This is a genomic window from Cryptosporangium sp. NPDC048952, from assembly GCF_043197895.1.
In the GTDB taxonomy this organism is placed as follows: Bacteria; Actinomycetota; Actinomycetes; order Mycobacteriales; family Cryptosporangiaceae; genus Cryptosporangium.
Genome location: NZ_JBICTY010000002.1, coordinates 964,068 through 989,786, shown reverse-complemented (window position 1 = coordinate 989,786; position 25,719 = coordinate 964,068). Strand labels below are relative to the sequence as shown.

Below are 25,719 nucleotides of genomic sequence, written 5' to 3'. Positions count from 1 at the left end.
GAGGTTCATCATGCGAAGGACCGCGCTACTGCCCCTCGCCCTCACCGCCGCGCTGACCCTCGCCGCGTGCGGCAGCAACGCCGGTGACAGCACCACGTCCCAGCCTTCCGCCACCGCGGACGTCGGCCAGGCCTCCGCGGTCACGCCCGTCGACGCTGCGACGCTCGCGGCGGCCAAGAAAGAGGGCGAGGTGCTGCTCTACACCAACAGCGAAGATCAGCAGATGACGCCGCTCATCAAGGCGTTCGAAGCGGCCAACCCCGGCATCAAGGTCCGCAGCCTGACGCTCGGCAACAAGGAGATGTTCCAGCGCTATGAGACCGAGGTGGCCTCGGGCGGCTCGACCGGCGACGTGATCATGAGCAGCGACGCCGTCGGCTGGCTCTCGTTCCTGCAGGGCGGCAACGTCCTGAAATACGAGGACCCGAACCAGGCGAACCTGCCCGACTACGCCGTGCTCGCCCCGGGCCTGTACGCGTTCTCCGAGGACCCGGTCATCGCGGTCTTCAACAAGGCCCTGCTGCCCGAAGCCAAGCAGCCCAAGACGATGGCCGAGCTCGCGACGATGGCGCCGCAACTTGACGGCAAGATCGGCGCCACCGACATCTCGAACGTCATCCAGTTCGGCGCCACCAGCGCCTACCTGGACAAGTACGGCGACGCCGGCTGGAAGACGCTGGAGACGATCGGCGCGCACGCGGCCGTGGAATCGGACAACGGGCCGCTGGTGACCAAGCTCGCCCAGGGACAATACGCCGCGGCGTTCTTCGTCTCCGGGAACGTGCGCGCGTTCATCGTCGACGACGTCGCCAAGGTCGTGAATTACACCTACCTCACCGACGGCACCCCGCTGCTGCCGCGCGGCATCGGCGTGACCACCAAGGCCGCGCACCCGAACGCCGCGAAGGTCTGGCTGAACTGGCTGCTGTCGGTCAAGGGCCAGGAGGCCGCGTGCCAGGGCGGCTTCACGCCCTACCGCGACGGGGTGAAGTGCGACTTCGGCCTGGCGCAGGTCACGGCGATCGTGGGGAAGGACAACCTGCTCGTCGGCACCTACGACCCGTCGCTGGCGTCCGGTGGACCGGCGCTGATCTCCCGCTTCAACAAGGCTTTCGGGCGATGAGTCTGGCCCTCCCGGCCCTGCGGGGACGGCGGGTCAGCGTCAGTCACTACGCCATCTGGGTGCTGACGCTGGTCGTCGTCGTGGGGCCGGTCGTGCCGATCGCGCTCGCGTCGCTGTGGTCGACGCCGCTCTACCGGTCGGGCGGGCACGTCACGCTCGCGAACTTCGCCGACCTGCTCACCGACTCGGCGTGGTGGTCGGCAGTGGGCAACAGCGCGGTGTTCGCGGGACTGACGACAGTGCTGTCGGTAGCGCTCGGGGTCGGGTCGGCAGTGCTGCTGACCCGGACGAACGTGCCGTTCCGGCGGGTGCTCACCGGGGTGCTGATCCTGCCGGTGATGCTCCCGGGCCTGGTGCTGATCGTCGGCTGGATGGCGATGTGGGCGCCGTCGGGATACGTGTCGTCGTGGCTGTCGCTCAACACGTTCGTCACGTTCCCGGTGGACCTGTACTCGCTGCCGGGCATGGCGCTGGTCGCGACGACGGTAGCCGCGCCGACGGTGTTCCTGTTCTGCCGCTCGACGGTGGTTCAGATCGACCCGGCGCTGGAGGACGCGGCCCGCAGCGCCGGTGCCCGTCCGCTGCGGGCGCTGATCTCGGTGACCGTGCCGCTGCTGCGCCCGGCCGTGCTGAACTCGGCGATCCTCGTCTTCGCGGTGTCGTTCGAGGTGCTCGGGCTGCCGCTGATCCTCGGCTTCTCCAAGAACATCACGTTCGTGTCGACGTACCTCTACCGCAACTGGGTCACCGCGGCGGCGCCGAACCAGGGGCTGGTGTCGGCCGGCGCCGTTTTCCTCCTGATCTGCGTATCGGGGCTCCTCGTGGCCCGGAACAAGCTGGTCGGCGACACCGCCCGCTACACCACTGTCACCGGGAAAGCGTCCGCATCGCGCACCGTGGATCTCGGGCGCACCCGGTGGGCCGTCGCCGCCGCATTCGCGTTCGTGCTCGGCGTCCTCGTCGTGGTGCCCTTGGCCGGCGTCCTCCTGTCGGCCTTCACGTCGATCCTGACGCCGCTGATCACCCCGTGGTCGGTACTGACGCTCGACAACTTCTCCGCGATCTCCGACAACCCGATCTGGTCGGACTCGATCATCAACAGCCTGCTCATCGCCGGTGTCGGCGGGCTGCTCGCGACGGGTGCGATCGCGGTGATCTCCGTCGTCGCGCACCGCTCGACGTTCCGGTTCCGCGGCTCGCTGCAGCAGGCCGTGATGTGGCCGCGGATGATGCCGGGGCTCGTCACCGGCATGGCGTTCTTCTGGTCGTTCGCGATCCTCGACCCGAGTGGCGTCGTGCGGGGCTCGCTGTGGGGGATCGGGCTCGCGTTCGCGGTGCGGAGTCTCGCGCTCGGGTACGGGGTGTTCTATCCGGCGTTGGCCGCGATCGGGCAGGACCTCGATCGGGCGGCCCGTACGTCCGGGGCCACGTGGTGGCAAGCATCGGTCAGCGTGGCGCTACGCCTGTCCGCCCCCGCGATGGCGGCCTGCTTCATCCTGCTGTTCGTCTCCCTGCTCAACGATGCCGACCCGGCCGTCTTCCTCGTCACGGACCGGACCCCGGTCATGGGGCTGACGATGCTGCAGCTCGCCGCGACCAGCGCCGGCGGAGCCGTCGCCGCGTTCGGCGTCATCCAAATGGCCATCACGCTCGCTGTTCTCGGCGCGGGCCGACTCTTCCCGGGGGTGCGCGCCCATGCCTGATCTGACGCTGACCGGAGTCGCGAAGAGCTTCGGCGCCCAGACGGTGCTCGAGGACCTCGACCTGCACGTGCGTGACGGCGAGTTCTTCACGCTGCTCGGCCCGAGCGGGTGCGGCAAGTCGACCACGCTCTGGTCGATCGCCGGCCTCCACTCGCCCGACCGCGGCACTATCGCGTTCGGCGACACCGTCGTGTTCGACGCCGGCCGGATCGACGTCGCTCCAGAACGTCGCAATTGTGGTGTTGTTTTTCAGTCGTACGCGGTGTGGCCGCACCTGTCGGTGCACGACAACGTGGCGTACCCGCTGAAACTGCGCCGGGTCGGACGGGCCGAACGGGCCGCGCGCGTGCGCGAGGTGCTGGAGCTCGTCGAACTCGGGAAGTACGAGAAGCGCTACCCGCACGAGCTCTCGGGCGGGCAACAGCAGCGCGTGGCGCTGGCCCGCGCGCTGGCTCACCCGCCGGACCTGCTGCTGCTCGACGAACCGTTCTCCAGTCTTGACGCCAAGCTGCGCGAACGCGCGCGCGAGTGGCTCCGTGGGCTGCAGCAGCGGATCGGCGTGACGACAGTGTTCGTGACCCACGACCAGGACGAGGCGCTCTCGATGAGCGACCGGATCGTGGTGATGGACGCCGGTCGCGTGCGCCAGATCGGGACGCCGGAGGAGATCTACCACGAGCCGGCCGACGAGTTCGTCGCCGACTTCGTCGGGACGGTCAACGTGCTGCCGGGGCGGGCCGCGGGCAATCAGGTGTGGCTGTCGGGGCTGGGGACGCCGCTGACGATTCCCCTTCAGGCAGAGGGTGACGTCCGGCTGGCCATCCGTCCGGAACGCATCCTCGTGCAGAACGTTGACTCGGGTAGAACCAACACTGTGACGGCAAAAGTCCGTTCTCGGGCGTTTCTCGGAGACCACTACCGCGCGATCCTTGGACTGGGGGACCGAGACATTCTTGTCCGAAGTCTCACTCCAATCGACGAAGGCTCCGAGATGATCGTGGAGTTACCGCCCGACGCGATCCGCGTCTTCGAATCCTGAGGGGATTGTGTGTACAACCTCGCAACGTTGCTAGAGAAGACCGCCGCCTCGTACCCCGAGCGGGATGCGATCGTCATCGGCGACACCCGGTTGAACTACGGGGCCGTGAACACGATGGCGAACATGGTCGCCGGTGCCCTGGCCGCGCGGGGGATCGGCCGGGGTGACCGCGTCGCCCTGAGCTGCCCGAACCTGCCGTACTTCACGATCGCCTACTTCGGCATCCTGAAGGCCGGCGCGGCGGTCGTACCGCTGAACGTCCTGCTCAAAGGCTCGGAGATCGCCTACCACCTGCGTGACTCCGGCGCGAAGGCGTACTTCTGCTTCGAAGGAACGCCGGAACTGCCGATGGCGCAGTGGGGCCACGAGGGCTTCTCCGAAGTCGAGGGCTGCACGGACTTCTTCGTCATCACGGCGGAACTTTCGGCGCCGTCGCCCATCGAGGGTGTCGAAACGCTGGCGTCGGCCGCCCTGACCCAGCCGGCGACGTTCACCACCGTCGACACCGACGAGGACGACACGGCGGTGATCCTCTACACCTCGGGCACCACCGGTCAGCCCAAGGGTGCGGAGCTGCGGCACCGCAACATGCGTGACAACGCGGTGGCCGGGTCGTCGCTGGTCGGGTCGGACGCCGAGCGGCCCGACACGATCCTCTGCGTGCTGCCGCTGTTCCACTCGTTCGGGCAGACCGTCTGCCAGAACGGGCCGATCGCCTACGGTGGCACGATCGTGATGCTGCCGCGCTGGGATCCGAAAGCGGCGCTCGAGCTCATGCTGCGCGAGAACATCACGTTCTTCTCCGGGGTCCCGACGATGTACTGGGGCCTGCTCGGGGCGCTGGACTCGGTGGGGCCGGACCGCGCGTCCGAGGTCGAGGCGATGGCGTCGCGGCTGCGGATCGCGTCGTCGGGTGGTTCTGCGCTGCCGGTGGACGTGCACACTCGGTTCCAGGAGCGGTTCGGCGTGACGATCCTCGAGGGGTACGGGCTCTCGGAGACCTCACCGATCGCGTCGTTCTCGCGGCCCGAGGCGCCGGTGCGGCCCGGTTCGATCGGTATCCCGATCCCCGGCGTCGAGATGAAGCTGGTCGACCCCACCGGGAAGACGATCGAGGGTCCCGACGAGGTCGGCGAGATCGCGATCCGCGGGCACAACGTCATGAAGGGGTACCTGGGTCGGCCTGACGCCACCGCCGAGGTGCTGGACGAGGAGGGCTGGTTCCGCACCGGCGACCTGGCGCGCACCGACTCCGACGGCTGGTACTACATCGTCGACCGCGCCAAGGAGATGATCATCCGGGGCGGCTTCAACGTCTACCCGCGTGAGGTGGAGGAGGCGCTGATGCAGCACCCCGACGTCTCACTGTGCGCGGTCATCGGGATACCGCACGAGAGCCACGGTCAAGAGATCAAGGCGTACGTGATCCTGGCGCCGGGGGCGACCCTGACCGCCGACGAGCTCGGCGCGTGGGCACGCGAGAAGATGGCGGCCTACAAGTACCCGCGCGTCATCGAGATCGTCGACTCGTTGCCGATGACCGCGACCGGCAAGATCCTCAAGCGCGAACTGTCCTGACGTCCGTTCGGCCCGGCGCCCTCGGGTGCCGGGTCACGGGCGGCCGTGGTCGGTGGCCCAGGCGCAGATCGCCGCTAACGGTTCCTGCAGTGTTTTGCCGAGGGGCGTCAGGGCGTATTCGACGTGCTGCGGCGGGTCCTCTTTGAGGACCCGCCGTTCCACCAGGCCGTCCTGCTCCATCTCCCGGAGCGTCTGCGTCAACACTTTCTGCGTGATCCCGGCGACGCGACGCCGCAGCTCGGCGTGGCGCTGCGGACCGGTGAGCAGCGCATAGATCACCAGCACGCGCCACTTCGACGCGAGCCGTTCCAGCGCCTGGCGCGTCGTGCAGCTCTCCTCGAGGACGTCGGGGATGACGAGCGACATCAGCACCTCCGAAAGGGCACCAGAAAGTGCCTTCTGTCCGACCCGGGACTCCCAACCTAGCGTGAAGTCCATGAGGGACTACCGCATCCACACCTACACCGCCGCCGAGGCGGGCCTGCTCGTCAACAGTTACATCGTCGAGGCAGCTTCCGGCCTCGTCCTGATCGACGCGAATCTCCTGGTCTCGGACGTCACGGCGCTGGCCGCCCGGATCGACGCACTGAAGAAGCCGCTGCTCGGCGTGTTCGTCACGCACGCGCACCCGGATCATTTCAACGGGCTTCCGTTGCTCGCGGGCGACGACGTGCCGGTGTACGCCGCCGCGCCGGTCGCGGACGCGATCGCGTCGATCGCCGACGCGAAGCGGGAGCAGTGGAAGCCGGTCTACGGCGAAGAGTGGCCCGGTACTTATCGGGTGCCTTCTGCTCGGCTCGCCGACGGTGAGGCGGTGCGGCTCGGCGGGCTCTGGTTCACCGTGCACACGGTGGGGGAGGCCGAGAGTCACGCCGACTCGTACGTGACGCTCGGCGACGACGCGTTCATCGGTGACCTCGCGTTCCCGGGTACGCATCCGTACACCGCCGACGGGCACACGGGGCGCTGGCTCGACGCGCTGTCGTCGCTGCCGGAGGCGTTGGCCGGGGCCAGGTTGTATCCGGGGCACGGTGCGCCGGGTGACGTCGGCATGTTCGCCGACCAGCGGCGTTACCTGTTGATGTACCGGGAGGTGGTGCGTCGGCTTTCCGCCGGGGTTCCGCGACTCGACGAGGTACAGAAGGACGAACTCACCGCCATGATGACGAGCTTCCTTCCGGACGCGCCCCTGACCTGGATGATCAGCCTCGGCGCAGACGCGGTCGCCGCCGAACTGGCGAATGAGAGCGTGCCGGCATGAGGGTTCAGTTCGAGGCCGAGGGCCTCCAGCTCGTCGGCGAGCTCCGGCAGACCGACGGGCCGGCGGTGGTGTTGACCGGGCCGTTCACGGGGGTGAAGGAGCAGGTGGTCGGACGGTATGCGGAGTTGCTGCACGAGCGGGGCTTCACGACGCTCGCCTTCGACCACCGCGGCTTCGGCGAGAGCGAAGGCCGCCGCGGCCACGAAGACAGCCAGGGCAAGCTCGCCGACCTCCGCGCCGCGGTCACGTTCCTGGGCACCGACCGCGTCGCCGTCGTCGGCGTCTGCCTGGGCGGCGGCTACGCGCTCACAGCGGCAGCCACCGACCCGCGGATCCGGGCCGTCGTCGGCATCGCCGGCGGCTACAACAGTCCGGCCCACTTCGCGGACGCGAACTACCGCACCACCCTGCGCGGATTCCTCGACCGCTACGACGAAACCCTCCCCGCCGTGGCCCCGAACGGCGCCGAAGCCGCCATGGGCGGCGACGAACCATTCGCCTACTACGGCACCGAACGCTCGGCCGCCGCTCACTGGGACAACCGGGTCACCTACGGCTCCCTGCACTCACTGCTCACGTTCGACGCCCTGGGCGCGGCACCCCTCCTGCACGACGTCCCGCTCCTCGTCGTCCACGGCCGAACGGACGCGTATTGCTCGCCGGCACTCGCGGAAGCCGTCTACGACGCCGCCCCGGGCCCGAAGGAGATCCGCTGGCTCGACGCCGAACAACACATCGACCTGTACGACGTCGAGCCCTACGTCACGCAAGCAGCCGACGCCACAACCACCTTTCTGCACCGATACGTGAAGTGATCCACACCACTCCCTGTCGCACAGAGTGACCTAATACAGGTTAGCCTTACCTGGTGTCGAAGAAGCCCCGGCTGATGCCCGAGAACCCTCGGATGTTCCGTGCGAACGTGGTCCGCACCGAGCAACTGACGCCCTCGATGCAGCGCGTCACCGTCACCGGCGAGGAACTGGCCGCTTTCGAGTGGCGCGGCTTCGACCACTGGTTCCGCTTCTTCGTCCCGTTCAAGCACCAGGAGTGCCTGGTCCTCCCGGCGTTCGAAGGCTCGACGTGGTGGCAGCCCTACCTGGCGATCCCCGAGGACCAGCGCCCGCACTGCGCCAACTACACGGTCGCCGACTTCCGCGCCGACAAGGCCGAGCTCGACATCGAGTTCGTGCTGCACCGCGGCCCGGACGGGAGCCTCGAGGGCCGGGCTGCCCTCTGGGCCTGCGACGCCCGGGCCGGCGACCCGCTCGCCCTGCTCGACCAGGGCGTCCTGTTCGACCCGCCGGCCGACACGTCCGAGTACCTGATCGCCGCCGACGAGAGCGGCCTGCCGTCCACCGTCGCGATCGTGCGTTCCCTGCCGGCGGACGCCGTCGGCCGGGTCATCCAGGAAGTGCCCACCAGCGCCGACCGCCGAGTGCTCGACGCCCCGCCCGGCGTCGACATCACGTGGATCGCCCGCAACGACCCCGACGCCGTACCCGGCCGTGCGGCGCTCGAGGCGGTCCGGGAGTTCCGGCCCGCGTCGGACGGCTACGCGTTCGTCGTCGGCGAGTCGACGCTGGCCACCGAGGGCCGCCGCCACCTGGTGCGCTCCGGCCTGCCCAAGGACCGCATCACGTTCTCCGGCTTCTGGAAGCACCCCGGCTCACCCGCGTGATTCGTCACCGGACGCGACGCTAAGCGGGCCCCCGGGGGAATCCCCGTGGGGCTGGCGGGCAGCATTGGCCGTGTGTCCGAGTCTTCCGCGTCGCCACAGAGGGAGCTTCTCGAGCGTGCCGTCTGGCAGCGGCGGCCGCGGTTGGCGCAGGGCGACCCCGAGGTACTGGGCTCGATGCGGCAACTCGCGGGCCTGCAGGCTCGCGACGGTGACCTGGCCAGGGCTCGGCAACTGCTCGGCGAGGCGGTGGCCGCCCGCAGTGGGGCCGATCCCCTGGCCCTCCGAAGCCATACCCCGCCTCTGGCCCTCCACCGACCCGCCTCTCTCCCCAACACCCACGGGCGTGACGGCACGGCCTGGCTTAGCGGCACCAACTGGCCTGGCGGCACCCTCCGGCGTAGCAGGACCGCCTGGTGCGGCGGCATCGGCTGGTGCGGTGAGGTCGCGGTCCGGGCGGCGGCGGCGCGTGGTGGGAGGGCTGCTCGCTGGGCTCGCGGGTGTCGTCGCGGTGGTGGTTGTGGCGGTTGTGCTCGTGCGACCGGAGGGCACGGACGGGACCGTTCGCGCGGAACCCTCCGCGCCGGAGCGCGTCATCCGCGGCACCGGGACCGCGCCCGATCCGGCAGGCGGGGCCGCTCCCACGCCCGCGGCCCCGACGCCCACCGCCCCGGCCCCGACGGCGCCTACGGCCGCGACGCCCGCGGCGTCAACCACGCCCTCGGCGCAGAAGCCAGCGACCCGCACGCGGATCGTGTCGCCGGCGAACGGCAGCCGGGTGTCGTGGCCTTTCACGGCACGCTTCACGGTGTCCACGGCGGACAGCTCGGTGAACGCACCGGTGTTGGCGCTCTCGATCTGCGTCGCCGGCCGGTGCTATCTGGACGGCGCGCTGAACGTCACGAACGGGACAGCGGCCCCCTACACCGTCCGGCTCGGTGCCACCAAGCCCGAGGGCGTCGGCGTCCCCTGGACCCTCCGACTCGACCGGCTGTCGCCCTCCACCTACGCGCGCCTCGTCTCCGAGCGCAACGCCGCGATCGCCGACTCGCGACCCTCGCCCGGTCGCCTCTGAAACGCGCATCGAGCCGTTCGGCCAGGCACGTCCGATGCGCGACGAACGAGGCACGACCAGGTCCGTCCGCGCTGGCGACATCGACCGAAACTCCGTCCGACTCGCGCCGGTGCCGCTCGTCGTGTCGTGGCCGGAGTGCACGGGATGCGGTGGTGCGCCGCACCGCGTGGGGGAGCACCCCGGTGGGAGTGGCATCACCTGATTACGCTCGGTGCATGACGCAATCCGCCCGCTTGCTGCAGCTCTCGTTGGAGCTCAGGGCCGCCGCCGTGGACGCGGACCGCCCGGACGTCACCGCCAAGGTCGACGACCTGATGCGCCTCATCGTCGGCGAGAAGGAATTAGCCGCCGCCCGCCCCCCGAAGGGCAAGTCCGGCGTAGCCGAAACAGTCCAACGAATCCTCAACGGACTCGGCTACTAGTACGCCACCGCGCGCACGGTGTCCGGGGTGAGATCGGCGATCGTCGGGTAGCCGTCGACGGCCATCGTCAGATCCGCCTCGGCGAGCAGCGACCGCAGCACGTGCACGATCCCGTCGACCCCACCGAGCGCCAACCCGTACGCGTACGGACGCCCGACGCCCACCGCGGTGGCCCCCAGCGCCAGTGCCTTGACGACGTCGACACCGCTGCGCACCCCGGAGTCGAACAACACCGGCAGCCCGTTCGCCGCCTCCACGACACCGGGCAGGCAATCCAGTGCGGGCAACCCGCCGTTCGCCTGACGTCCGCCGTGGTTGGAGCAGTAGATGCCGTCGACCCCGCCGTCGGCGGCGCGGCGCACGTCGTCAGGATGGCAGATGCCTTTGACGAGGAGCGGAAGCGACGTGAGCGACCGCAGCCAGGGCAGGTCATCCCAGGTGAGCGGGTTTCCGAAGGAAAGCGCCCAGTGCAGGATCGCGCCCTGCGGATCGTCCTCGACCGGCTTGGCGAGCCGGGACTTGAACACCGGATCGTCCAGGTAGTTCGCCAGGCAGTGGCCGCGCAGCTGGGGGAAGTTGGCGGTGCGCAGGTCGCGGGGGCGCCAGCCGGTCACCCACGTGTCGAGCGTGACGACGATGCCCGCGTAGCCGGCCTTCTCCGCGCGGTGCACGAGGCTCTCGGCGACCTCGCGGTCGGTGGGCGTGTACAGCTGGAAGAAGCCGGGAGTGTCGCCGAACGATGCGGCGACGTCCTCGAGTGGATCCACCGACAGCGTCGACGCGACCATCGGCACGCCGGTGCGGGCGGCGGCCTGCGCGGTCGCCAGGTCGCCGTGACCGTCCTGCGCGCACAGCCCGATGACGCCGATCGGGCTCATGAACAGCGGCGACGCGTACGTGTGCCCGAACAGCTCGACGGTCAGGTCGCGCTGGGACGCGCCGACGAACATCCGCGGCATCAGCCCCCACCGCGCGAACGCGGCGACGTTCGCGCGCTGCGTGTGCTCGTCCCCGGCCCCACCCGCGACGTACGACCAGATGCCGGGCGGCAGCGCGGCCTCGGCCCGCTCCGCCAGCTCGGCGAACACCATCGGATACGGCGGCTGGACGCCCGAGAGACCGTTGAAGTAGATCTCGTTCTGGTAATTCCCGAACGGCTGGGACATGCGTCAGAGCCTAGATCGGCACCGGAATCTGCGCCTCGACTTCGAAGGACGCGCGGTCGGCGCGGTACGCGTCGCGCGCGAATTCGATGCAGCGACCCTCGTCATCGAAGGTGCGGCGGGTGAGCAGGATGCCGCGGGACGCGAGGCGCACCTGCAGGCGCGCGCAGGACGCGTCGTCGATGACGATCGACTGGATCGTGGCCTGCGCGTGCGTCGGCACGATCCGGTAGTGCAGGCGCAGCAGCTCCCACAGCGACCCGGTCAGCGGCTGGCCGAGCAGACCGGGAGTCAGCGCGCTGGGGAAATAGGTGGTCTCCAGCGCGATCGGCTCGTCGTCGGCGGTGCGCAGCCGGTGCAGCGCGTGCACGGTCTCGCCCGGGGCGAGGTCGAACGCCGCCCGCGCCGACGGCGTCGGCTCCCGCTCCTCGGCCCAGAGCACGACGGCGGCCGGCCGTCGACCGACCCGGGTGATCTCGTCCGAAAAACTGCCGATGCGAAAGGCGACGCGGGGCTCGGCGACGAACGTGCCACGGGGCGGGCGCCGGTAGACGTAGCCCTCGTTCTCCAGGAGCGACAGGGCGTGCCGGGCGGTCATGCGGCTGACGCCGTAGGACTCGCTGAGCTCCCGCTCGGACGGCATGAGCGTGTGGGGCGCGAGTTTCTCCTGCGTGATGCGGTCACGCAGCTCACCGGCGATCGCCACGTACCGGGGCGCGGTTGCCGACTTGCTAATTCTCGTTCCCACGGTTGACACCCTAGAGGTGCCGTGGCCAGCCGCCCCGGGACGCGTCTTCCGCGTCCCGTTCGGCTGGTGGCCGACGCCGACCCGACCGGCGGCCCGGTCCACCTCGCGGTCGTAGGCCTGACTATCTGCAGGCGGTCACGAGGGGGAGACGTGGCACGGGCCGGGAAGCGTGTGCTTCCCGGCCCTGGATGTTGCTCGGGACGCGACTTACCCGGTCGACTACCGCTCGCGTTTCGCATTGCGCGACATCATCTCTTGACGTGAGAGACGCAGCGCTGAAATATGCCGAGATGACGCTGACCCCACGCGCATAGCTCTGACCAGGGCTCTCGCTGTTCACCGCGCCCCCTCCCTCTCCATCGAGGAGCAGTAATGAGACGCCTCTCCCTGCGGGCAGCCGCTGTAGTGGCCTGCCTCGTCGTCCCGCTCGCGGCGTGCACAAGTCCCGACGACACCGCGGACACCAGCTCCGCGTCGTCGGCCGGAACGGGAACCAGCACGTCCGGCCCGGACATCAACGGCGACGGCAAGGTCGTCATCGGCGTTCTCAGCCCCGGTGACCTCAACGACAACGGCTACTACGAGAGCTTCGTCGCGAAGGCGCAGGAGTTCACCGACAAGCAGGGCTGGCAGCTCATCAAGGTCGGCTCGGTCAACCAGGCCGACGCCCTCAACCAGGCCCGCAACCTGTGCCGCCAGAAGGTCGACATGGTCGCGCTCGGCGCCAGCGAGCTGAAGGACGCGATCAGCGCGTCCGAGGAGTCGGTCTGCGGCAACACCGCCTGGTACGTGCCGGCGCAGCAGGACCTGAAGCAGACGCCGAAGATCACGATCTCGCGTGACTTCATCAACGAGGTCATCTTCGCCACCGGTTACGCCAACGGGCTGCTGATGAAGGAGAAGGGCTACACCAAGGCCGGGTACGTGACCGGACCGGAGGCCGACTTCTCCGTGCAGGCCGCGAAGGCGTTCAAGGCCGGCATCCGCACGGTGATTCCGCAGGCCACGCTGGTGACCACCTACACCGGTGACTTCAACGACTCCGGCAAGGCCACCGAAGCCGCGCAGGCGCAGGCCAACCAGGGCGTCAAGGCGCTCTATCCCTACCTGGGTGGCGCGACCGACGCGGTCGCCAAGTTCGGCAACAGCAAGAACCTGATCCTGTCGACGCCGGGCACCGACCGCTGCGACTCGACCAGCCCCACGTTCCAGGTTTCGTCGATCTTCGACCCGGGTGAGTACTTCGCCGCGGCCCTGCAGGACTTCGCCGACGGCAAGCTCAAAATGGGCGTCGCCCGTGAATGGCACCTCGGTAAGGACCCGGTCCCGACCGTGAAGATCTGCGGCGGAACGCCGGAGCAGAACACTGCGCTGGAGACGTTCATCAAGGACGTCGGCAGCGGCAAGATCAACGTCGACGCCGAGGTAGCGAAGCTCGGCGCCTGAGTGGTCGGCCCGGCGCGCTCGACCAACGAGCGCGCCGCTGACCACGGTCAGCGAGATAGTCTCGAGGCGATGATCGAGCAGGCGTTGTTCTCGCTCGGGCCTTCCGGTGAACCTGATCTGACGCGCACCGGCGGGCTCCCCGTCACGGTCGACGCCACGTTCGCCACTGCCGAGCGGATCCAGCTCGACGAGACCTCGTGGGTCGATCACGTCCGCGGCTGGCTCGGCGGCGACGAAGCGCTCATGCGCATGCTGATGGACGAGGCCGACTGGGAGCAGCGGTCGCGCTGGATGTACACGCGGGAGGTCGACGAACCGCGCCTCACCGCCGAGTGCCCGGTCCTCGCCGACGCTCCGCAGCCGGTCCTGCACTACGTCACCGAGATTCTGTCGGCCCAGTACGAGCGGCCCTACGCGCGGCTCTGGATGAACTGGTACCGCGACCACAACGACGGCACCGGCTGGCACGCCGACCGTCCGGCCGACAAGCAGGCCGAGGCCGTCATCCCGGTGCTCAGCCTCGGCGCGACCCGCCGGTTCCTGATCCGCCCCGAGGCCGGCGGCCCCAGCACGACGATCGTCACCCATGGGGGAGACCTCGTCGTCATGGGTGGGCGCTGCCAGCGCGACTACCGGCACTCCGTGCCCAAGCAGAAGCAGGTCGCCGGCGCGCGCCTGAGCGTGAACTTCTCGGTGGCAACCGTCCCAGCCGTGGGGCGAACAGCGCCACCAGCTCGATCGGATGCGCGTTCGAGCTAGGCGAGCGCCCAGTTCGTCAAGGCGAGGCAGGCCGCAGTGCCGGCCACGATGCTCAGCACCGCGTTGCGGCGCCACCAGTGGATGACAACAGTTACCGCCACACCGACGACCTGGGCCAGGCCGCCCGGTGACAGGTCGATCTGGGCCAGGCAGTACACCGCCAGGATCCCGACCGCGCCCAGCGGCATCCACCGGCCGATGTTCGCCAGCAACGGGGACTCGGCGATCGCGCCCTTCACCACGAACGGCAGCGCGCGGAGCGTCACCGTGATCGCCACGGCCGCGCCCAGCGCGCCCGCGAGATAGGCCGGGTCAGGCATGGCGGTAGTGGCGCACGGCCAGGCTCGCGGTGAAAACGGTCATCGCGACCAGGAGCATCGATCCCGGCGCCACCACCAGCGCCACGCCCGCGGACCCGGCGGCCAGAGCGGCGGTCACCCAGTCGGGTCGGGCGCGGAACGCGTCGAGCGTGAGAACGACAAAAAGAGCCGTCAGAACGAAACCCATCCCGCGGACGTCACTGAGCACGCTGTTCCCGGCCAGCGCGCCGGTCAGCGAACCGGCGACCCACGACGCGTGCAGCCCGAACTGCGTCCACAGCATCCGGGCGCTGCTGCGCGACCGACCGGCCAGCAACACGTACGCCTCGTCGATGAGCGCGAACACGCTGTAGACCTTGCGCAGCCGCCCGCGCACCCGGTGCAGCGGGAACGACAGGCCGTAGAAGAGGTGCCGGGAGTTGATCAGGAACGTGGTCAGCGCGATCGTCGCCACCGGGGCGGCGGCGGCCAGCATGCCGACGAGGATGAACTCGGCCGAGCCGGCGAACACCGTCGCGGAGAGCGCCGGGGCGAGCCACCACGGCAGGTCGTGGCTGGTGACGAGCACGCCGAGCCCGATGCCCAGCGCGAACAGCCCTGCCCAGATGACGCCACTTTCGCGGGCGGCGGCGCGTAGATCGACCATGCCGCTGCGCCGCGTCCGCCGGCTCGAAGCCGACGGCGTCATCACCGGCTACGCGGCGATCGTCGATCCCGACGCGCTCGGCCGCGGCTTCGAGGTCATCATCCACGCCGACCTCGTCGCCAAGGACCTCGCGACCGTCGAAGCGTTCGAGGCGCGGCTCGCCGCGATGGACGAGGTCGCCGAGCTGCGTCGCATGTTCGGCCTGCCCGACTACCTGATCCGGGTGCAGGTCGCCGACCTGCCCGCCTACGAGCGGTGGCTCACCACCCAACTGATGGGGGACCCCGCCATCGCCCGCGTCGACTCCCGCATCACGATGAAACTCCTGAAGCTTCGTCGATGATGGGGGACATGGAACAACCCCTGGACGGCGTCACGGTCGTCGCACTGGAGCAAGCCGTGGCCGCGCCCCTGGCTAGCCGGCACCTCGCAGACATGGGCGCCCGGGTGATCAAGGTCGAGCGGACCGGGCGCGGCGACTTCGCCCGGGACTACGACCACGTCGTCCACGGCACCGGCGCGCATTTCGTCTGGCTGAACCGAGGCAAGGAGTCGCTGGCCGTCGACCTGAAGTCGGCCGAAGGCGTCGCCATCGTGCAGACCCTCATCGCGAACGCGGACGTGTTCGTGCAGAACCTGGCGCCCGGTGCCGCGAAGCGCCTCGGGCTCGGCGCCGACGAATTGCGCGCCGAGCACCCGGAGCTGGTCACCGTGAGCCTCTCCGGCTATGGCGTCGGCGGACCGTACGAGCAGCGCAAGGCCTACGACATGCTCATCCAGGCCGAGTCCGGGCTGGTCTCGATCACCGGGACCGCCGAGACACCGTCCAAGACCGGCATCGCGACGTCGGACATCGCGGCGGGTATGTACTGCGTGCAGTCGGTACTGGCGGCCTTACTGCGCCGTTCGCGCACGGGGGTCGGCGCCGCCGTCGACGTGTCGATGCTCGAGGCGACCGTCGAGTGGATGGGGTATCCGCTGTACACGTCGATGTACACGGGGCAGCAGCCCGCGCGGATGGGGCTGAGCCACACCGCGATCGCGCCATATGACTCGTACCCGACCAAGGACGGCACGATCCTGATCGGCGTGCAGAACGACTCGGGATGGCGGACGCTGGTCAGCGAGGTCCTCGACGTCCCGGAGCTGGCCGACGATCCGCGGTTCGCGACGAACGTCGACCGGGTGACCCACCGGGCCGAATGCGACGCCGCCGTCGCGGAACAGTCCGTCAAATGGTCGACGGAAGAGCTCGACGAGCGGCTCGCGGCGGCCGGGGTTCCGGCGGCCGACATCCGGGAGCTGGACGAGGTGATCGCGCATCCGCAGCTGGAGGCCCGCAACCGGTGGCGGGACGTCCGCACCGAGAACGCCTCCGTCAAAGCACTGCTGCCGCCGGTGACGTTCGCGGACGTGGAGGCGCGGATGGGTGACGTCCCGGCGCTCGGCTCCCATACGCGGGCCCTGCTGCTGGAAGCGGGCCTCAGTGCCCACGAGACCGACGACCTCCTCACCCGCGGCATCGCCGAACAATCCGCGTGAACCTCGACGTCATCGGTCAGGCGGTCGGCCTGTTCGCCGTCACCAACATCGACGACATCCTGATCCTGGCGTTGTTCTTCGCGCAGGGCACTGGGCACCGCGGCACGGCCCGGAACATCGCCGTCGGGCAGTACCTCGGGTTCGTCGGGATTCTGGTCGTCGCCGGCGCCGCCGCGTTCGGGGCGTCGTTCCTGCCCGAGGGTGTGATCCCGTACCTCGGGTTGCTGCCGCTCGCGCTCGGCATCAAGGCGGCGGTGAGCGCGTGGAGGCACCGGCACGATTCCGAGGACGCACGGGAGGCGTCGGCGAAAGGCCCGCGTGCCCTCGAGGTCGCCGCTGTCACGTTCGCCAACGGCGGTGACAACATCGGCGTCTACGTGCCGGTCTTCGCCACCGCCGGAGCGGGCAGCACCAGCGTGTACGTCGTCGTGTTCCTGATCCTGGTCGCGGTGTGGGTGGCGGCCGGGCGCTACTTCGCCACGCGTCCCGCGATCGCGCGGGTGCTCTCGCGGTGGGGGCACGTGCTGCTGCCGATCGTCCTCATCGGTCTCGGCGTGCTGATCCTCGTCGATGGCGGTGCGTTCGGGCTCTAGCCGGTTTGGTTGGATACGAGACCATGGCGGCAGAGCATGGGGGCGCACAAAGGAGCGCGCTGTGACGGCACTACAGATGATCGACGTCGACACCGGCGACGTGCTCGACACGATTCGCCTGGTCGACGGCCGGATCGTCTCCGACACCGCGGCCGGCCGCGAGCTCCTCGAGAGCAAGCGCACGCCGGACATCAGCGACGAGCACCTGTTCGACGCGTACACCGACTGGTGCGATGGGGCGATCGCACTCACGCCGGTGTGATCGTGCGCCCCGGCATCGGCTCAGCGAGCCGGATCCGGGACGAGGGCGTGCCGAACGGGTCGGCGAAGTACTGCGTTTCGTGCACCACCTGCCCGTCGGCGAACTCCATGATGCTGACCGAGTAGCTGGGCGCACCGTCGTAGGTGATGACGCACTCGCTCACCCGGAGGTTGTCACTGCCGGTGACGCGCAGCAGCGTGAAGTGGCGGTTCGCCGGGTGCCCACCGCGCTGGGCGGCGATCGCGGCGCGGCCTCGGTAGCGCTCGCCCGACTGGGGATAGTCGAGGATCGCGTCGGTGGCGTAGATCGCGTGCTCGGCGTCCACGTCGCCGATCTCTGACGCGCGCCAGTGCTCCTCGACCGCGGTCGTGATGTCCATCGGGTCACCGTAGACCGTGGTAGTGTCAAGCTCCTTGATAAGGGGTGGTCGTGCGAGCGTACGTCGAGCGGTACGAAGCAGCGGGTGCCCTGGCCGGGCCGGTCGTGGGGGTGGTGGGCGGTGACCTGCCGCCGTCGCTGGTGGCCGGGCTCGGCGCGCACCCCGTGCGGCTCGCGGGTACGGGCGAAGCGCCGTCGTCGGCCGCGCTCGATCTGCTCGGTGCCGCTACCGACGCCCCCGTGCTCTCGATCCTCACGCAGATCCTCGACGGGCGCTTCGACTACCTCGCCGGGCTCGTCGTGTGCCGGGACAGCGTCGGGTCGCTGAACCTGTTCTACGTGCTGCGCGGGCTCCGGCTGCCGTTTCCGGTGCATCTCTGCCAGGTGCTCCACCTGGATCGACCGTCGACAGTGGCCTTCAACGCCGGTCAGCTCCGGCGGACCGTCGACGTGGTCGGTCGCTGGGTCGGCGTCGAGTTCGACGCCGACCGCCAGCACGACGCCGCGAACCGGTACGCCGCTCTCGACGACACGCTCCGGGCGCTGCAACAGCGTCGGCGCACGACCGGCACCGTGCGGGGCACGACGTTCCTGCAGTGCGTCGGCATCGCGGCGACGTACCCGCCGGAGGAGGCGCGCCGGCTCGTCGAGGCGGTCGGCGACGAGGAGGCCCCGGCGTTCCGGCTCTTCTACACCGGCAGCACCCAGCACCACCCCGACCTCTACCGAGCCGTCGAAGACCGCGGCGCGAACATCGTCGGCGAGGACCACGACTGGGGCGACCTGCACCTCAACGGTGGCCCCGCGGGCCCGAGCGCTACCCAGACTGCGCGCGCCGGTTGGACGGCGCAGGAGTTTCGCGCGTGCCGGGCGGATGCGCTGCTCGCGGTGGTGCGCGAGCACGACACCGGGCCGGCGTGGGATGTGCCGGGGCAACGGGCGGCGGTGGAGCCGTCCGCGGTCTGCCTCCGGCAACAGAACAATTACGACGACGTGCTGGACGCTGTCGACGCGCTGCGGAAAGGCACGGCATGAAGACCCGCTCCTCCGTGGCCGAGTACCAGAAGGCGTGGTTCGCCGCGCTGCACGAGCGCCCCGCCGGCGCCCCACTGGTGCTGGCCAATGCCGACACCCCGCACGAGATCTTCCGCGCGATGGACGTGCCGTACGTCGTCAACCAGTGGTGGGCATCGATCATCGCGGCCAAGCGGCAGGCGACCCCGGCGCTCCGGAAGCTGGCGGAGCTGGGCTACCCCGACTACATCCGCCAGTACGACGTCCTGTCGCTGGGCGAGATGTTCCTGGAAACCGCCGACCGCCCCTGGGGCGGCCTGCCGACCCCGTCGATGTTCGTCGCCGACCTGTCCGACGACGCGGTCGGCAAGATCTGCGACGCCTGGCACGAACAGTTCGGCACCGAGGTGTTCCCGTTCGAACGCACCGCGCTCGATCCCGCGCCGCCAGGATGGTGGGACCTGTTGCCCCACGACTGGGAACGCGCCTACGGCAGCGAACGGCTCGACCTCATGGAAGCCGAGATCCGGCTCCTGATCGCCGCCACGGAACGCCTCACCGACCGCGCGTTCGACGTCGAGAAATTGCAGTTGATCCTGGACCTGGGCAACCGGCAGGCGGAGATCAACCGCTCCACCCGGGATCTGATCGCGGGCGCGGAGCGTCTGCCGGTGAACCTCGGCGACGTGATCCCGGGCGTGATGATCCCGCAGTGGCACCGCGGCTCGGAATGGGCGGTCGAGGCGGCGACGCGCCTCAACGACGAGGTCCGCGAGGCGGTGACCCGCGGCGACGCGGTCTGCCCCGGCGAGAAGATCCGGCTCATGTGGATCGGCCGAGGCCTCTGGGGTGACATGTCGCTGTTCACGAGCTTCGAGGAAAGCCACCACGCGGTGTTCGTCTGGTCGATGTACCTCGCGATCGCCGCCGACGGGTACGCCCGCTACGGCGACGACCCGATCAGAACCCTCGCGGCACGGTTCGTCGGCCTCACCGACGGGCTCTACACACCCCCGTGGGCAGGGGAGTGGTACGTCAAGGAAGCGAAATCCCACCGCGTCGACGGAGTCGTGCACCTCGTCGCCGACGACGTACCGGGAAGCTCCTTCACCACCCGCGCCCTCGAAGACCACGGCATCCCGGTCCTGGAGCTCCGCGCGAGCAACGCCGACGCCCGCACCGCCGATCCCGACGAGATCCGGCGGCGGATCGCCGAGTTCCTGGACACGCGGCTGTGAAGCCGGTCCGCAGTCCCGAGCCGAACCTCCGGCACGCGCTGCGCTACGTCTCCCGGCTGTACCAGGCGGAGTTCACCGCCCGACTGGCCGGGCACGGAATGAGCGAGGCCGAGTACCGGGCGATGTTCCTGCTGCGCCGCCAACCGGACCTGTCGAACGCGGCGCTCGCCCGCACGCTGGGCGTCTCGGCACAGGGCGCGAACCAGGTACTGCAGACGCTGATCGCGGCCGGGTGGGTGTCCCGGCAGGTGTCGAGGGAGAACGCGCGGGTGCTGCTCTCCCGGCTCACCGCCGCCGGCACGGACGTCGTCGAGGCGTGCGAGCGCGAGGGCGCCGACCTGGAGAACACGATGTGCTCCGGGCTCACGGATCCCGAACGGACCCAACTCGAAGAGCTGCTGCACCGCTGCGCCGAAGGGCTGGGCGCACCGATCACCGGGCCGACCGAGAACGGTCCGCAGTGGAACCGCGCTCAGCCGGACGTGGTGGCTCGCCGGGTCGCAGCTGCGCCTCGAGCCCGTCGAGGAACACCGTGAGGGCACGCGGGTAGGCGCTCGTGCGCATCGTCTCTTCGAGCGCATGCGCGCAGGCCGCGATGTTAGGGTGGGCGTCGCCCGGCAGCTGCGCGTAGACGGCACCCCAGACGGCGTCGTCGGATTCCTCGGTGCCGTGCACGAGCGTCGCCGCGGACGAGTCGAGCGAGGCGAAGCCGAGCGTCAGGTCGATGAACGCGTGGTAGTGCCGGGCCGACTCCGCGGTGGAGAACCCCGCGTTCCGCAGGATCCCGAGGCCGAGCTCGATCACGCGGATCTCGTGCGGCCGGCCGGTGACGCGGGAGGCGGTCAGCGTGGAGATGCGCGGCTCGGCCACCAGCGCCGCGTGGATCCGGATGCCGAGGTCACGCAGCGTGCTGCGGTAGTCGGGTCCGGGCGCGAAGTCCGCGAGGTACTGGCCGATCAGGTCGTCGGCGACCGCACGGATCAGGTCGTCGGTGTTACGGAAGTACCGGTAGACGCTCGACGGGTCGGCGCCCAGCGCGATGCCGAGCCGCCGCACGCTCAGCCCCTCCGACCCGTGCTCGTGCATCAACCGGATCGCGGTCTTCACGATGAGCTCGTGGCTGAGCACGACGCCCGTTTTGGTCGGCCGGCGTCGCCGCCGTGTCGTCGGCACCCGAGTCATGCGAGGAAGCTTATGACAACACCGTTGTTCCTAGTGCGCGAAGTGGTATCGCCGGTCACCGTACTTCGTCAGGTCGTGACGACGAGGTTCCGGCCGTCGGCCTTGGCTTTGTAGAGGCGTCGGTCGGCCTCCCGCAGCAGGTCGGCCGGTGCCTCGATGTCGGGCGTCCCGTTCCACACGGCGACGCCGATCGAGACGGTGACCGGCAGTTCGAGGCCACCGTCGACGACGAACCGCTCCGACGCGACCGCCTGCCGCGTGCGTTCGGCGATGACCTCGGTCGTCGCGAGGTCCGACGAACCGAGCAGCACCGCGAATTCCTCGCCGCCGTAGCGCGCGACCAGGTCACCGGCCCGCACCGCCTTCGTCAGGCGGTGCGCCAGCTCTTCGAGCACGGCGTCCCCGGCCTGGTGCCCGTAGACGTCGTTCACCTGTTTGAAGTGATCGACGTCGAGCAGCATGACGCCGATCGCGCGCGAACGATCGAACTGCGCGGTGAGCTCCTCCTCGAACCGGCGCCGGGTGTTCAGGCCGGTCAGGCCGTCAGTCACCGCGATGCGCCGCTGCTCGACCACCAGCAGCCACATCCGGGTGAGCACCAGCGACGTCAGCGCGGCGCACGCGGCGGCGATCGGCAGCACGTGCAGGTCGGCTCCGCGCCAGTACTGAACGACCAACACGCCCGGCGGTACCGCCGCGACGACGGCCAGCACGAACAGCCGGCGCCCGGTCACCGACGCGGTCGTCTCGGGCACCCGGTCGCCCAGCCGTGCCATCGACGGGTGCAGTGCCGCCGCCGCGGTCAGCGGGCCGGGCACCAGGAACAGCACGTTCCACAGGTCGGACACCGCGGCCTCACCGGCGACGGTGAACGTCGAGAACACGATCTCGGCGGCCAGGTAGAGCAGGAGCGCGGCTCCCAGCAGATACATCGCCGGCGTGCGCTGCGGGGCGCCGAGCCAGAGCCGCAGCCCCAGCGAGATCAGCACCAGCTCGATCACCGGGTAGGCCAGCGTCGTCCCGGTCGTCCAGCCGTGGTGCTCACCGTCGAAGAGCTGGGGTGAGATGAGGAAGACCCACGACACCAGCGCCAGCGCGACCCCGACGATGCCCAGGTCGATCCAGGTCGCCGCGTCGCGCCCGGGATGTCGTCGGCGTGCCCAGAGCAGCAGCGCCAGCGCGTAGAGCGGGTAGCGAGGGAGGAAGACGACGCCGGCCGCATCGATCAGACCGCCGACGGTGATCGCGATGTCCGCCGACACCTGGACGACACCGACTCCGACGAGACACAGCCAGGGCGCGACGAAGCGCGGACGGTAGCGCACCAGGCCGATGACGATCCCGACGAGCCCGATCGCGTCCGCGACCGCAAAGGTGTGCATCCCGACGGCCGAGAGACCGCCGCCGTCGACGAACGCGACGACGAGCAGGGGCACGGCGAGCAGCGGCACACCGACGATCAGACGCGTTCTCTTCACGGCCGCTCCTGGTCAACGGCTATGCCGACCCATCGTCCGGCCGAGCACCGAGTTGAGCAGTTCCTCGGGCGTCTCGACCTGGGGTAGGTGCCCCGTCTCGGGTAACACCGTGAACGTAGACTGGCCGATCGCGTTCGCGTATGCCTTGCCGTATTCGATGTCGACGATGCCGTCGCTCTCACCCCAGACGACGTGAACGTCGACGTCGACGTCGGCCAGCCGGTCGCGCAGGGTCGGGTCGGACATCGTCGGGCCAGTGTAGGCGAGCAGTGCCTCGACGTCGGGCTTGCCGGCCGGCGGGGCTTTGCACGGGTCGTGCCACGACAGCTGCTGGATCTGCGCCGGAGCCAGGCCTCGGACGTTCGTCACCGGGTGGCCTTCGACGTCGATCCCGATGCCGTCGACGATCACCACGCCGCTGACGTGGGGGCTGTTCGACAGGGCGATCTCGGCGGCGAGCCAGCCGCCGAACGAGTTGCCGATGACGACGGTGTCTTCCTCCAGGTGGGCGACGTAGTGCGCGGCGAGGTCACGGGTCGAGGACAGGGAGTCCGGCCGGGTGGTGCCGCTGAAGCCGGGGTGGGTCGGGACGTCGACCCGGGCGGAGGTGCGCTCGGCGAGGAGGTCGGCGAAGCCGGTCATCGTGGCGGGACCGCCGCCGCCGTGGAGGAGAAGGTAGGAAGTCATGTAAGGAACCGTAGATCAGGTTCCTTAGGTAAGCAACCTTGGTAAGGTCGGGACGTGCCTTCGAACCAGGACGTCGGTCTCGCGCTCAAGCGGCTGCAGTGGCGCCATCACCGCGAGGGCAATCGCCGGCTCTCGGAGCGCGCCGGATTGTCGTTGGTGCAGTGGGACGTCCTCCGCCACGTGCACCGCAATCCCGACGCGTCGCTGCATGCCCTCGCGGAGCTGACGTTCCAGACGGATCAGTCGATGGGGGAGCTGAGCAGGCGCATGATCGAGCGCGGGTTGCTCGAGCGGGTGGAGGGTAGGGGTCGGGCGGTGAAGCACCGCCTCACGTCGGACGGCTGGGCTGCCTACGAGGCCGGTTCCGGCATCCTCGACGAGGTGCTCGCCGAGACGCTCGGGGTGCTGAACGCGGGGGAGCGTGGCGCGCTGTTCGCGCTACTGCAGAAGGCGCTGGCGGGGTAGGAGCGTGCTGAGCGTTGCGATCGCCACGGCGAGTCCGGCTGCGAGGAGGAACACCAGGTCGTAGCCGCGAGCCGGCGAGGGACCGGCGGCGGCCGTCGCCAGGACGGCCAGGCCGATCGAGCCGCCGACCTGGCTCGCGGTGTTGGCGAGGCCGCCGACGGTGCCGGCGTCGCTCTCCGGGGCATCCGCGGTCGCCGCGGCCATGAGCGTGGGGAACGTCAGCCCGATGCCGACCGCGATCAGCAGCGTGGGTCCGAGAACGCCGGTGAGGTACCCGCTGTCGCTGCTCGCCGCGAGCCAGCAGAAACCGGCGGTGAAGAACGCGCACCCCGCCAGTACCAGCGCCCGTGGCCGGGCGCGCGGCAGCAGACCCGCGACCACCACGAACGTCACTGCCGCGGGCGTCTGGCCGAGCCCGGCCCGCAGCGGGCCGTACCCGAGCACGTTCTGCAGCAACAGCGACGTGAAGTACCACATCGCGATCGCGATCCCACCGAACAGCACCAGCAGCACGTTGCTGACCGACACCGCCCGACTTCGGAACAGGCGCAGCGGCATCATCGGGTGCGCAGCGAACCGCGCCTCCACTCCGACGAACACGACGAGCAGGAACACGCCCGCCAGCACCGGCGCCCACGCCCCCTCCATGACCCCGTAGACCAGCGTGGCGAGGCCCACCGTCCCGGTCACCGCCCCGGCGACGTCGAGCGTCTCCCGCCGTTCGGCGCGCGCACCGTCCAGCGACGCGAGCGCGGTCGCGATCAGCACCGCCCCGATCGGGACGTTGATCAGGAACACCCACCGCCACGACAGACCCGCGGTGAGCGCGCCCCCGGCGATCGCACCGGCCATCCCGCCCACCCCACCGGCCGCGGACCAGGCGCCGAACGCGCGGGCCCGTTCCTGCGGTGCCGTGTAGTACGTCGTGATCACCGCGAGCGTGGCGGGCGCCAGCAGCGCGGCCCCCGAACCCTGCACGGCACGGGCGGCGACCAACACCTCCGGCGTGGTCGCCAGCCCGGCGACGAGGCTCGCCCCGGAGAACAGCACGAGCCCGGCGACGAGCATCCGGCGCCGGCCGAACAGATCCGCGGCGCGCCCCCCGAGCAGCAGCAGGCCGGCGAAAGTCAGCAGGTAGCCGTTCACCACCCACGCCAGACCGGTAGGGGAGAAGCCCAGATCGTGCCGGACCGACGGCAGCGCGACGTTCACGATCGACGCGTCCAGAATCACCATGAACTGACAGGCACACACCAGCGGCAGGACCAGGCGAGCCGCTCCGGTCCGTACGGCGTCGGTCGTCACGACGTCACGGCCGCGAGGTTCCGGCCTTCGACCAGCCGGATCGTCGTCGCGGCCAGCCGCTGCCCCTGGTACCGGGCCGCCGCCAGCGCCGCGGCGTCGGGACCTTCCCCGGTCGACGACGTTCCGTACGGGTTGCCCCCGGCCGCGGACACCGCCGGGTCGGTGAATCCGGGCGGGACGATCAACGCACCCCAGTGGTAGAAGACGTTGCTCAGCGACAAGATCGTGGCCTCGCTGCCGCCGTGCCGGTTGAACGCCGAGGTGAACGCGGTCACCGGCTTGTCGGCCAGCTTTCCGTCCCGCCACAGGCCACCGGTCTGATCGATGAACTGCTTGAGTTGCGCGGCCGGAGCCCCGAATCGCGTCGGCGTTCCGAATGCGAAGGCGTCGGCCCACACCAGGTCGTCGATCGACGCCTCTCGCAACGACGCGGTGGCGTCGGCGTGCTGCCGCCACCGCGGGTTCGCGTCGATCGCCGTCGCGGACGCCAGTTCGGCGACCTGCCGCAATCGCACGTCGGCCCCGGTCGCGGCCGCACCCTCGGCGACGGCCTGCGCGAGCGCGTGCACGGTGCCCGTCGCGCTGTAGTAGATGACGGCGATCTTCACGGCCAC

Annotated in this window: 29 protein-coding genes and 1 pseudogene; 19 read left to right on the top strand and 11 right to left on the bottom strand. The window is 70.0% G+C overall.

The genetic code is table 11. The features are described from left to right. Positions 1 to 10: 10 nt before the first annotated feature. Genes ACGFY5_RS12915 through ACGFY5_RS12900 form a run of 4 tightly spaced genes read left to right on the top strand, consistent with a single transcriptional unit; the run spans position 11 to position 5,443 of the window. A complete protein-coding gene (locus ACGFY5_RS12915; RefSeq protein WP_392719779.1) occupies positions 11 to 1,123 on the top strand; it encodes an ABC transporter substrate-binding protein in 1,113 nt (370 codons plus the stop codon). Next, positions 1,120 to 2,826 carry an ABC transporter permease gene (locus ACGFY5_RS12910; RefSeq protein WP_392719778.1) on the top strand — a complete coding sequence of 569 codons (1,707 nt, stop codon included), beginning with the start codon at positions 1,120 to 1,122 and terminating at the stop codon, positions 2,824 to 2,826. Before ACGFY5_RS12915 ends, ACGFY5_RS12910 begins: the two co-directional genes overlap by 4 nt. Beyond that, positions 2,819 to 3,865 carry an ABC transporter ATP-binding protein gene (locus ACGFY5_RS12905; protein WP_392719777.1) on the top strand — a complete coding sequence of 349 codons (1,047 nt, stop codon included), beginning with the start codon at positions 2,819 to 2,821 and terminating at the stop codon, positions 3,863 to 3,865. The genes ACGFY5_RS12910 and ACGFY5_RS12905 overlap by 8 nt, the downstream gene beginning before the upstream one ends. A 9-nt stretch (positions 3,866 to 3,874) precedes the next feature. Then, positions 3,875 to 5,443, top strand: coding sequence for a long-chain fatty acid--CoA ligase (locus ACGFY5_RS12900; protein ID WP_392719776.1), 1,569 nt, complete (start codon positions 3,875 to 3,877; stop codon positions 5,441 to 5,443). A 33-nt stretch (positions 5,444 to 5,476) separates the two neighbouring features. Here ACGFY5_RS12900 and ACGFY5_RS12895 read toward each other — a convergent pair whose 3' ends face one another. Then, positions 5,477 to 5,809: a winged helix-turn-helix transcriptional regulator gene (locus ACGFY5_RS12895; RefSeq protein ID WP_392719775.1), complete on the bottom strand. Its 333-nt coding sequence runs from the start codon at positions 5,807 to 5,809 to the stop codon at positions 5,477 to 5,479. 70 nt (positions 5,810 to 5,879) lie between these two features. Here ACGFY5_RS12895 and ACGFY5_RS12890 point away from each other — a divergent pair, with 70 nt between their 5' ends. The 5 genes from ACGFY5_RS12890 (at position 5,880) to ACGFY5_RS12870 (ending at position 9,879) form a co-directional block, all read left to right on the top strand. Further along, entirely contained in the window at positions 5,880 to 6,704 is an 825-nt protein-coding gene (locus ACGFY5_RS12890) for an MBL fold metallo-hydrolase (RefSeq protein WP_392719774.1), read from the top strand. After that, positions 6,701 to 7,519: an alpha/beta hydrolase gene (locus tag ACGFY5_RS12885; RefSeq protein ID WP_392719773.1), complete on the top strand. Its 819-nt coding sequence runs from the start codon at positions 6,701 to 6,703 to the stop codon at positions 7,517 to 7,519. The genes ACGFY5_RS12890 and ACGFY5_RS12885 overlap by 4 nt, the downstream gene beginning before the upstream one ends. A gap of 53 nt (positions 7,520 to 7,572) precedes the next feature. Continuing rightward, a complete protein-coding gene (locus ACGFY5_RS12880; RefSeq protein WP_392719772.1) occupies positions 7,573 to 8,385 on the top strand; it encodes a siderophore-interacting protein in 813 nt (270 codons plus the stop codon). Between the two features lie 436 nt (positions 8,386 to 8,821). Beyond that, positions 8,822 to 9,457 (top strand): hypothetical protein, encoded by a 636-nt coding sequence (locus tag ACGFY5_RS12875; protein ID WP_392719771.1) that lies wholly within the window; start codon positions 8,822 to 8,824, stop codon positions 9,455 to 9,457. 215 nt (positions 9,458 to 9,672) lie between these two features. Then, a complete protein-coding gene (locus ACGFY5_RS12870; protein WP_392719770.1) occupies positions 9,673 to 9,879 on the top strand; it encodes a hypothetical protein in 207 nt (68 codons plus the stop codon). Here the strand turns inward: ACGFY5_RS12870 and ACGFY5_RS12865 are convergent. Both ACGFY5_RS12865 and ACGFY5_RS12860 read right to left on the bottom strand, forming a co-directional pair. Continuing rightward, complete coding sequence (locus tag ACGFY5_RS12865) at positions 9,876 to 11,045, bottom strand: alpha-hydroxy-acid oxidizing protein (protein WP_392719769.1); 1,170 nt, start codon at positions 11,043 to 11,045, stop codon at positions 9,876 to 9,878. The genes ACGFY5_RS12870 and ACGFY5_RS12865 overlap by 4 nt on opposite strands. A gap of 10 nt (positions 11,046 to 11,055) precedes the next feature. Continuing rightward, a complete protein-coding gene (locus ACGFY5_RS12860; protein WP_392719768.1) occupies positions 11,056 to 11,790 on the bottom strand; it encodes a GntR family transcriptional regulator in 735 nt (244 codons plus the stop codon). A gap of 372 nt (positions 11,791 to 12,162) precedes the next feature. On the opposite strand from ACGFY5_RS12860, the gene ACGFY5_RS12855 reads away from it, so the two are divergent. Together ACGFY5_RS12855 and ACGFY5_RS12850 are read left to right on the top strand one after the other, a co-directional pair. Then, positions 12,163 to 13,236 carry a BMP family ABC transporter substrate-binding protein gene (locus ACGFY5_RS12855; protein ID WP_392719767.1) on the top strand — a complete coding sequence of 358 codons (1,074 nt, stop codon included), beginning with the start codon at positions 12,163 to 12,165 and terminating at the stop codon, positions 13,234 to 13,236. Positions 13,237 to 13,305: 69 nt separating this feature from the next. Then, positions 13,306 to 13,995, top strand: a complete 690-nt coding sequence (locus ACGFY5_RS12850; protein WP_392719766.1) for an alpha-ketoglutarate-dependent dioxygenase AlkB — start codon at positions 13,306 to 13,308, stop codon at positions 13,993 to 13,995. On the opposite strand, the gene ACGFY5_RS12845 is transcribed toward ACGFY5_RS12850, so the two are convergent. Next, positions 13,992 to 14,315 (bottom strand): branched-chain amino acid transporter permease, encoded by a 324-nt coding sequence (locus ACGFY5_RS12845; protein ID WP_392719765.1) that lies wholly within the window; start codon positions 14,313 to 14,315, stop codon positions 13,992 to 13,994. The two genes, ACGFY5_RS12850 and ACGFY5_RS12845, sit on opposite strands and share 4 nt — an antisense overlap. Further along, positions 14,308 to 14,961 carry an AzlC family ABC transporter permease gene (locus ACGFY5_RS12840; RefSeq protein ID WP_392719764.1) on the bottom strand — a complete coding sequence of 218 codons (654 nt, stop codon included), beginning with the start codon at positions 14,959 to 14,961 and terminating at the stop codon, positions 14,308 to 14,310. The genes ACGFY5_RS12845 and ACGFY5_RS12840 overlap by 8 nt, the downstream gene beginning before the upstream one ends. A 4-nt stretch (positions 14,962 to 14,965) precedes the next feature. Here ACGFY5_RS12840 and ACGFY5_RS12835 point away from each other — a divergent pair. The 4 genes and pseudogenes from ACGFY5_RS12835 to ACGFY5_RS12820 form a co-directional block, all read left to right on the top strand. Then, positions 14,966 to 15,304, top strand: a pseudogene (locus ACGFY5_RS12835) (Lrp/AsnC family transcriptional regulator); the annotation flags it as partial. 8 nt (positions 15,305 to 15,312) lie between these two features. Then, positions 15,313 to 16,503 carry a CaiB/BaiF CoA transferase family protein gene (locus ACGFY5_RS12830; protein ID WP_392719763.1) on the top strand — a complete coding sequence of 397 codons (1,191 nt, stop codon included), beginning with the start codon at positions 15,313 to 15,315 and terminating at the stop codon, positions 16,501 to 16,503. Further along, on the top strand, positions 16,500 to 17,096 hold the full coding sequence (locus ACGFY5_RS12825) for a cadmium resistance transporter (RefSeq protein WP_392719762.1): 597 nt from the start codon (positions 16,500 to 16,502) through the stop codon (positions 17,094 to 17,096). Before ACGFY5_RS12830 ends, ACGFY5_RS12825 begins: the two co-directional genes overlap by 4 nt. A 61-nt stretch (positions 17,097 to 17,157) precedes the next feature. Further along, positions 17,158 to 17,358 (top strand): hypothetical protein, encoded by a 201-nt coding sequence (locus tag ACGFY5_RS12820; RefSeq protein ID WP_392719761.1) that lies wholly within the window; start codon positions 17,158 to 17,160, stop codon positions 17,356 to 17,358. Here the strand turns inward: ACGFY5_RS12820 and ACGFY5_RS12815 are convergent. Further along, positions 17,345 to 17,737 (bottom strand): nuclear transport factor 2 family protein, encoded by a 393-nt coding sequence (locus ACGFY5_RS12815; RefSeq protein ID WP_392719760.1) that lies wholly within the window; start codon positions 17,735 to 17,737, stop codon positions 17,345 to 17,347. The genes ACGFY5_RS12820 and ACGFY5_RS12815 overlap by 14 nt on opposite strands. Positions 17,738 to 17,787: 50 nt before the next feature. On the opposite strand from ACGFY5_RS12815, the gene ACGFY5_RS12810 reads away from it, so the two are divergent. Genes ACGFY5_RS12810 through ACGFY5_RS12800 form a run of 3 tightly spaced genes read left to right on the top strand, consistent with a single transcriptional unit; the run spans position 17,788 to position 20,524 of the window. Beyond that, positions 17,788 to 18,771 carry a 2-hydroxyacyl-CoA dehydratase gene (locus ACGFY5_RS12810; protein WP_392719759.1) on the top strand — a complete coding sequence of 328 codons (984 nt, stop codon included), beginning with the start codon at positions 17,788 to 17,790 and terminating at the stop codon, positions 18,769 to 18,771. After that, on the top strand, positions 18,768 to 19,988 hold the full coding sequence (locus ACGFY5_RS12805) for a 2-hydroxyacyl-CoA dehydratase (RefSeq protein ID WP_392719758.1): 1,221 nt from the start codon (positions 18,768 to 18,770) through the stop codon (positions 19,986 to 19,988). Before ACGFY5_RS12810 ends, ACGFY5_RS12805 begins: the two co-directional genes overlap by 4 nt. Next, positions 19,985 to 20,524: a MarR family winged helix-turn-helix transcriptional regulator gene (locus ACGFY5_RS12800; RefSeq protein ID WP_392719757.1), complete on the top strand. Its 540-nt coding sequence runs from the start codon at positions 19,985 to 19,987 to the stop codon at positions 20,522 to 20,524. Before ACGFY5_RS12805 ends, ACGFY5_RS12800 begins: the two co-directional genes overlap by 4 nt. On the opposite strand, the gene ACGFY5_RS12795 is transcribed toward ACGFY5_RS12800, so the two are convergent. The 3 genes from ACGFY5_RS12795 to ACGFY5_RS12785 all read right to left on the bottom strand — a co-directional run bounded on the left by ACGFY5_RS12795 (position 20,421) and on the right by ACGFY5_RS12785 (position 23,335). Then, the gene (locus ACGFY5_RS12795) at positions 20,421 to 21,170 is read right to left on the bottom strand and encodes a TetR/AcrR family transcriptional regulator (protein ID WP_392719756.1); all 750 of its coding nucleotides are present in this window, start codon (positions 21,168 to 21,170) and stop codon (positions 20,421 to 20,423) included. The two genes, ACGFY5_RS12800 and ACGFY5_RS12795, sit on opposite strands and share 104 nt — an antisense overlap. Positions 21,171 to 21,238: 68 nt before the next feature. Next, entirely contained in the window at positions 21,239 to 22,648 is a 1,410-nt protein-coding gene (locus tag ACGFY5_RS12790; protein ID WP_392719755.1) for a diguanylate cyclase, read from the bottom strand. A gap of 12 nt (positions 22,649 to 22,660) precedes the next feature. Beyond that, entirely contained in the window at positions 22,661 to 23,335 is a 675-nt protein-coding gene (locus tag ACGFY5_RS12785; protein ID WP_392719754.1) for an alpha/beta fold hydrolase, read from the bottom strand. Positions 23,336 to 23,389: 54 nt separating this feature from the next. Between ACGFY5_RS12785 and ACGFY5_RS12780 the strand changes: the two genes are divergently transcribed. Continuing rightward, positions 23,390 to 23,800 (top strand): MarR family winged helix-turn-helix transcriptional regulator, encoded by a 411-nt coding sequence (locus tag ACGFY5_RS12780; protein ID WP_392719753.1) that lies wholly within the window; start codon positions 23,390 to 23,392, stop codon positions 23,798 to 23,800. Here ACGFY5_RS12780 and ACGFY5_RS12775 read toward each other — a convergent pair. Then, a complete protein-coding gene (locus ACGFY5_RS12775; RefSeq protein ID WP_392719752.1) occupies positions 23,774 to 25,105 on the bottom strand; it encodes an MFS transporter in 1,332 nt (443 codons plus the stop codon). The genes ACGFY5_RS12780 and ACGFY5_RS12775 overlap by 27 nt on opposite strands. Then, positions 25,102 to 25,719 carry an NAD(P)H:quinone oxidoreductase gene (wrbA, locus tag ACGFY5_RS12770; protein WP_392719751.1) on the bottom strand — a complete coding sequence of 206 codons (618 nt, stop codon included), beginning with the start codon at positions 25,717 to 25,719 and terminating at the stop codon, positions 25,102 to 25,104. Before wrbA ends, ACGFY5_RS12775 begins: the two co-directional genes overlap by 4 nt.

Excerpts from the sequence above, each read along its gene's own strand:
- ACGFY5_RS12915 (WP_392719779.1), top strand. The coding sequence starts at position 11 with ATGCGAAGGACCGCGCTACTGCCCCTCGCCCTCACCGCCGCGCTGACC.
- ACGFY5_RS12910 (WP_392719778.1), top strand. The coding sequence starts at position 1,120 with ATGAGTCTGGCCCTCCCGGCCCTGCGGGGACGGCGGGTCAGCGTCAGT.
- ACGFY5_RS12905 (WP_392719777.1), top strand. The coding sequence starts at position 2,819 with ATGCCTGATCTGACGCTGACCGGAGTCGCGAAGAGCTTCGGCGCCCAG.
- ACGFY5_RS12895 (WP_392719775.1), bottom strand. The coding sequence starts at position 5,809 with ATGTCGCTCGTCATCCCCGACGTCCTCGAGGAGAGCTGCACGACGCGC.
- ACGFY5_RS12890 (WP_392719774.1), top strand. The coding sequence starts at position 5,880 with ATGAGGGACTACCGCATCCACACCTACACCGCCGCCGAGGCGGGCCTG.
- ACGFY5_RS12885 (WP_392719773.1), top strand. The coding sequence starts at position 6,701 with ATGAGGGTTCAGTTCGAGGCCGAGGGCCTCCAGCTCGTCGGCGAGCTC.
- ACGFY5_RS12870 (WP_392719770.1), top strand. The coding sequence starts at position 9,673 with ATGACGCAATCCGCCCGCTTGCTGCAGCTCTCGTTGGAGCTCAGGGCC.
- ACGFY5_RS12865 (WP_392719769.1), bottom strand. The coding sequence starts at position 11,045 with ATGTCCCAGCCGTTCGGGAATTACCAGAACGAGATCTACTTCAACGGT.
- ACGFY5_RS12855 (WP_392719767.1), top strand. The coding sequence starts at position 12,163 with ATGAGACGCCTCTCCCTGCGGGCAGCCGCTGTAGTGGCCTGCCTCGTC.
- ACGFY5_RS12850 (WP_392719766.1), top strand. The coding sequence starts at position 13,306 with ATGATCGAGCAGGCGTTGTTCTCGCTCGGGCCTTCCGGTGAACCTGAT.
- ACGFY5_RS12845 (WP_392719765.1), bottom strand. The coding sequence starts at position 14,315 with ATGCCTGACCCGGCCTATCTCGCGGGCGCGCTGGGCGCGGCCGTGGCG.
- ACGFY5_RS12840 (WP_392719764.1), bottom strand. The coding sequence starts at position 14,961 with ATGGTCGATCTACGCGCCGCCGCCCGCGAAAGTGGCGTCATCTGGGCA.
- ACGFY5_RS12830 (WP_392719763.1), top strand. The coding sequence starts at position 15,313 with ATGGAACAACCCCTGGACGGCGTCACGGTCGTCGCACTGGAGCAAGCC.
- ACGFY5_RS12815 (WP_392719760.1), bottom strand. The coding sequence starts at position 17,737 with ATGGACATCACGACCGCGGTCGAGGAGCACTGGCGCGCGTCAGAGATC.
- ACGFY5_RS12805 (WP_392719758.1), top strand. The coding sequence starts at position 18,768 with ATGAAGACCCGCTCCTCCGTGGCCGAGTACCAGAAGGCGTGGTTCGCC.
- ACGFY5_RS12795 (WP_392719756.1), bottom strand. The coding sequence starts at position 21,170 with ATGACTCGGGTGCCGACGACACGGCGGCGACGCCGGCCGACCAAAACG.
- ACGFY5_RS12785 (WP_392719754.1), bottom strand. The coding sequence starts at position 23,335 with ATGACTTCCTACCTTCTCCTCCACGGCGGCGGCGGTCCCGCCACGATG.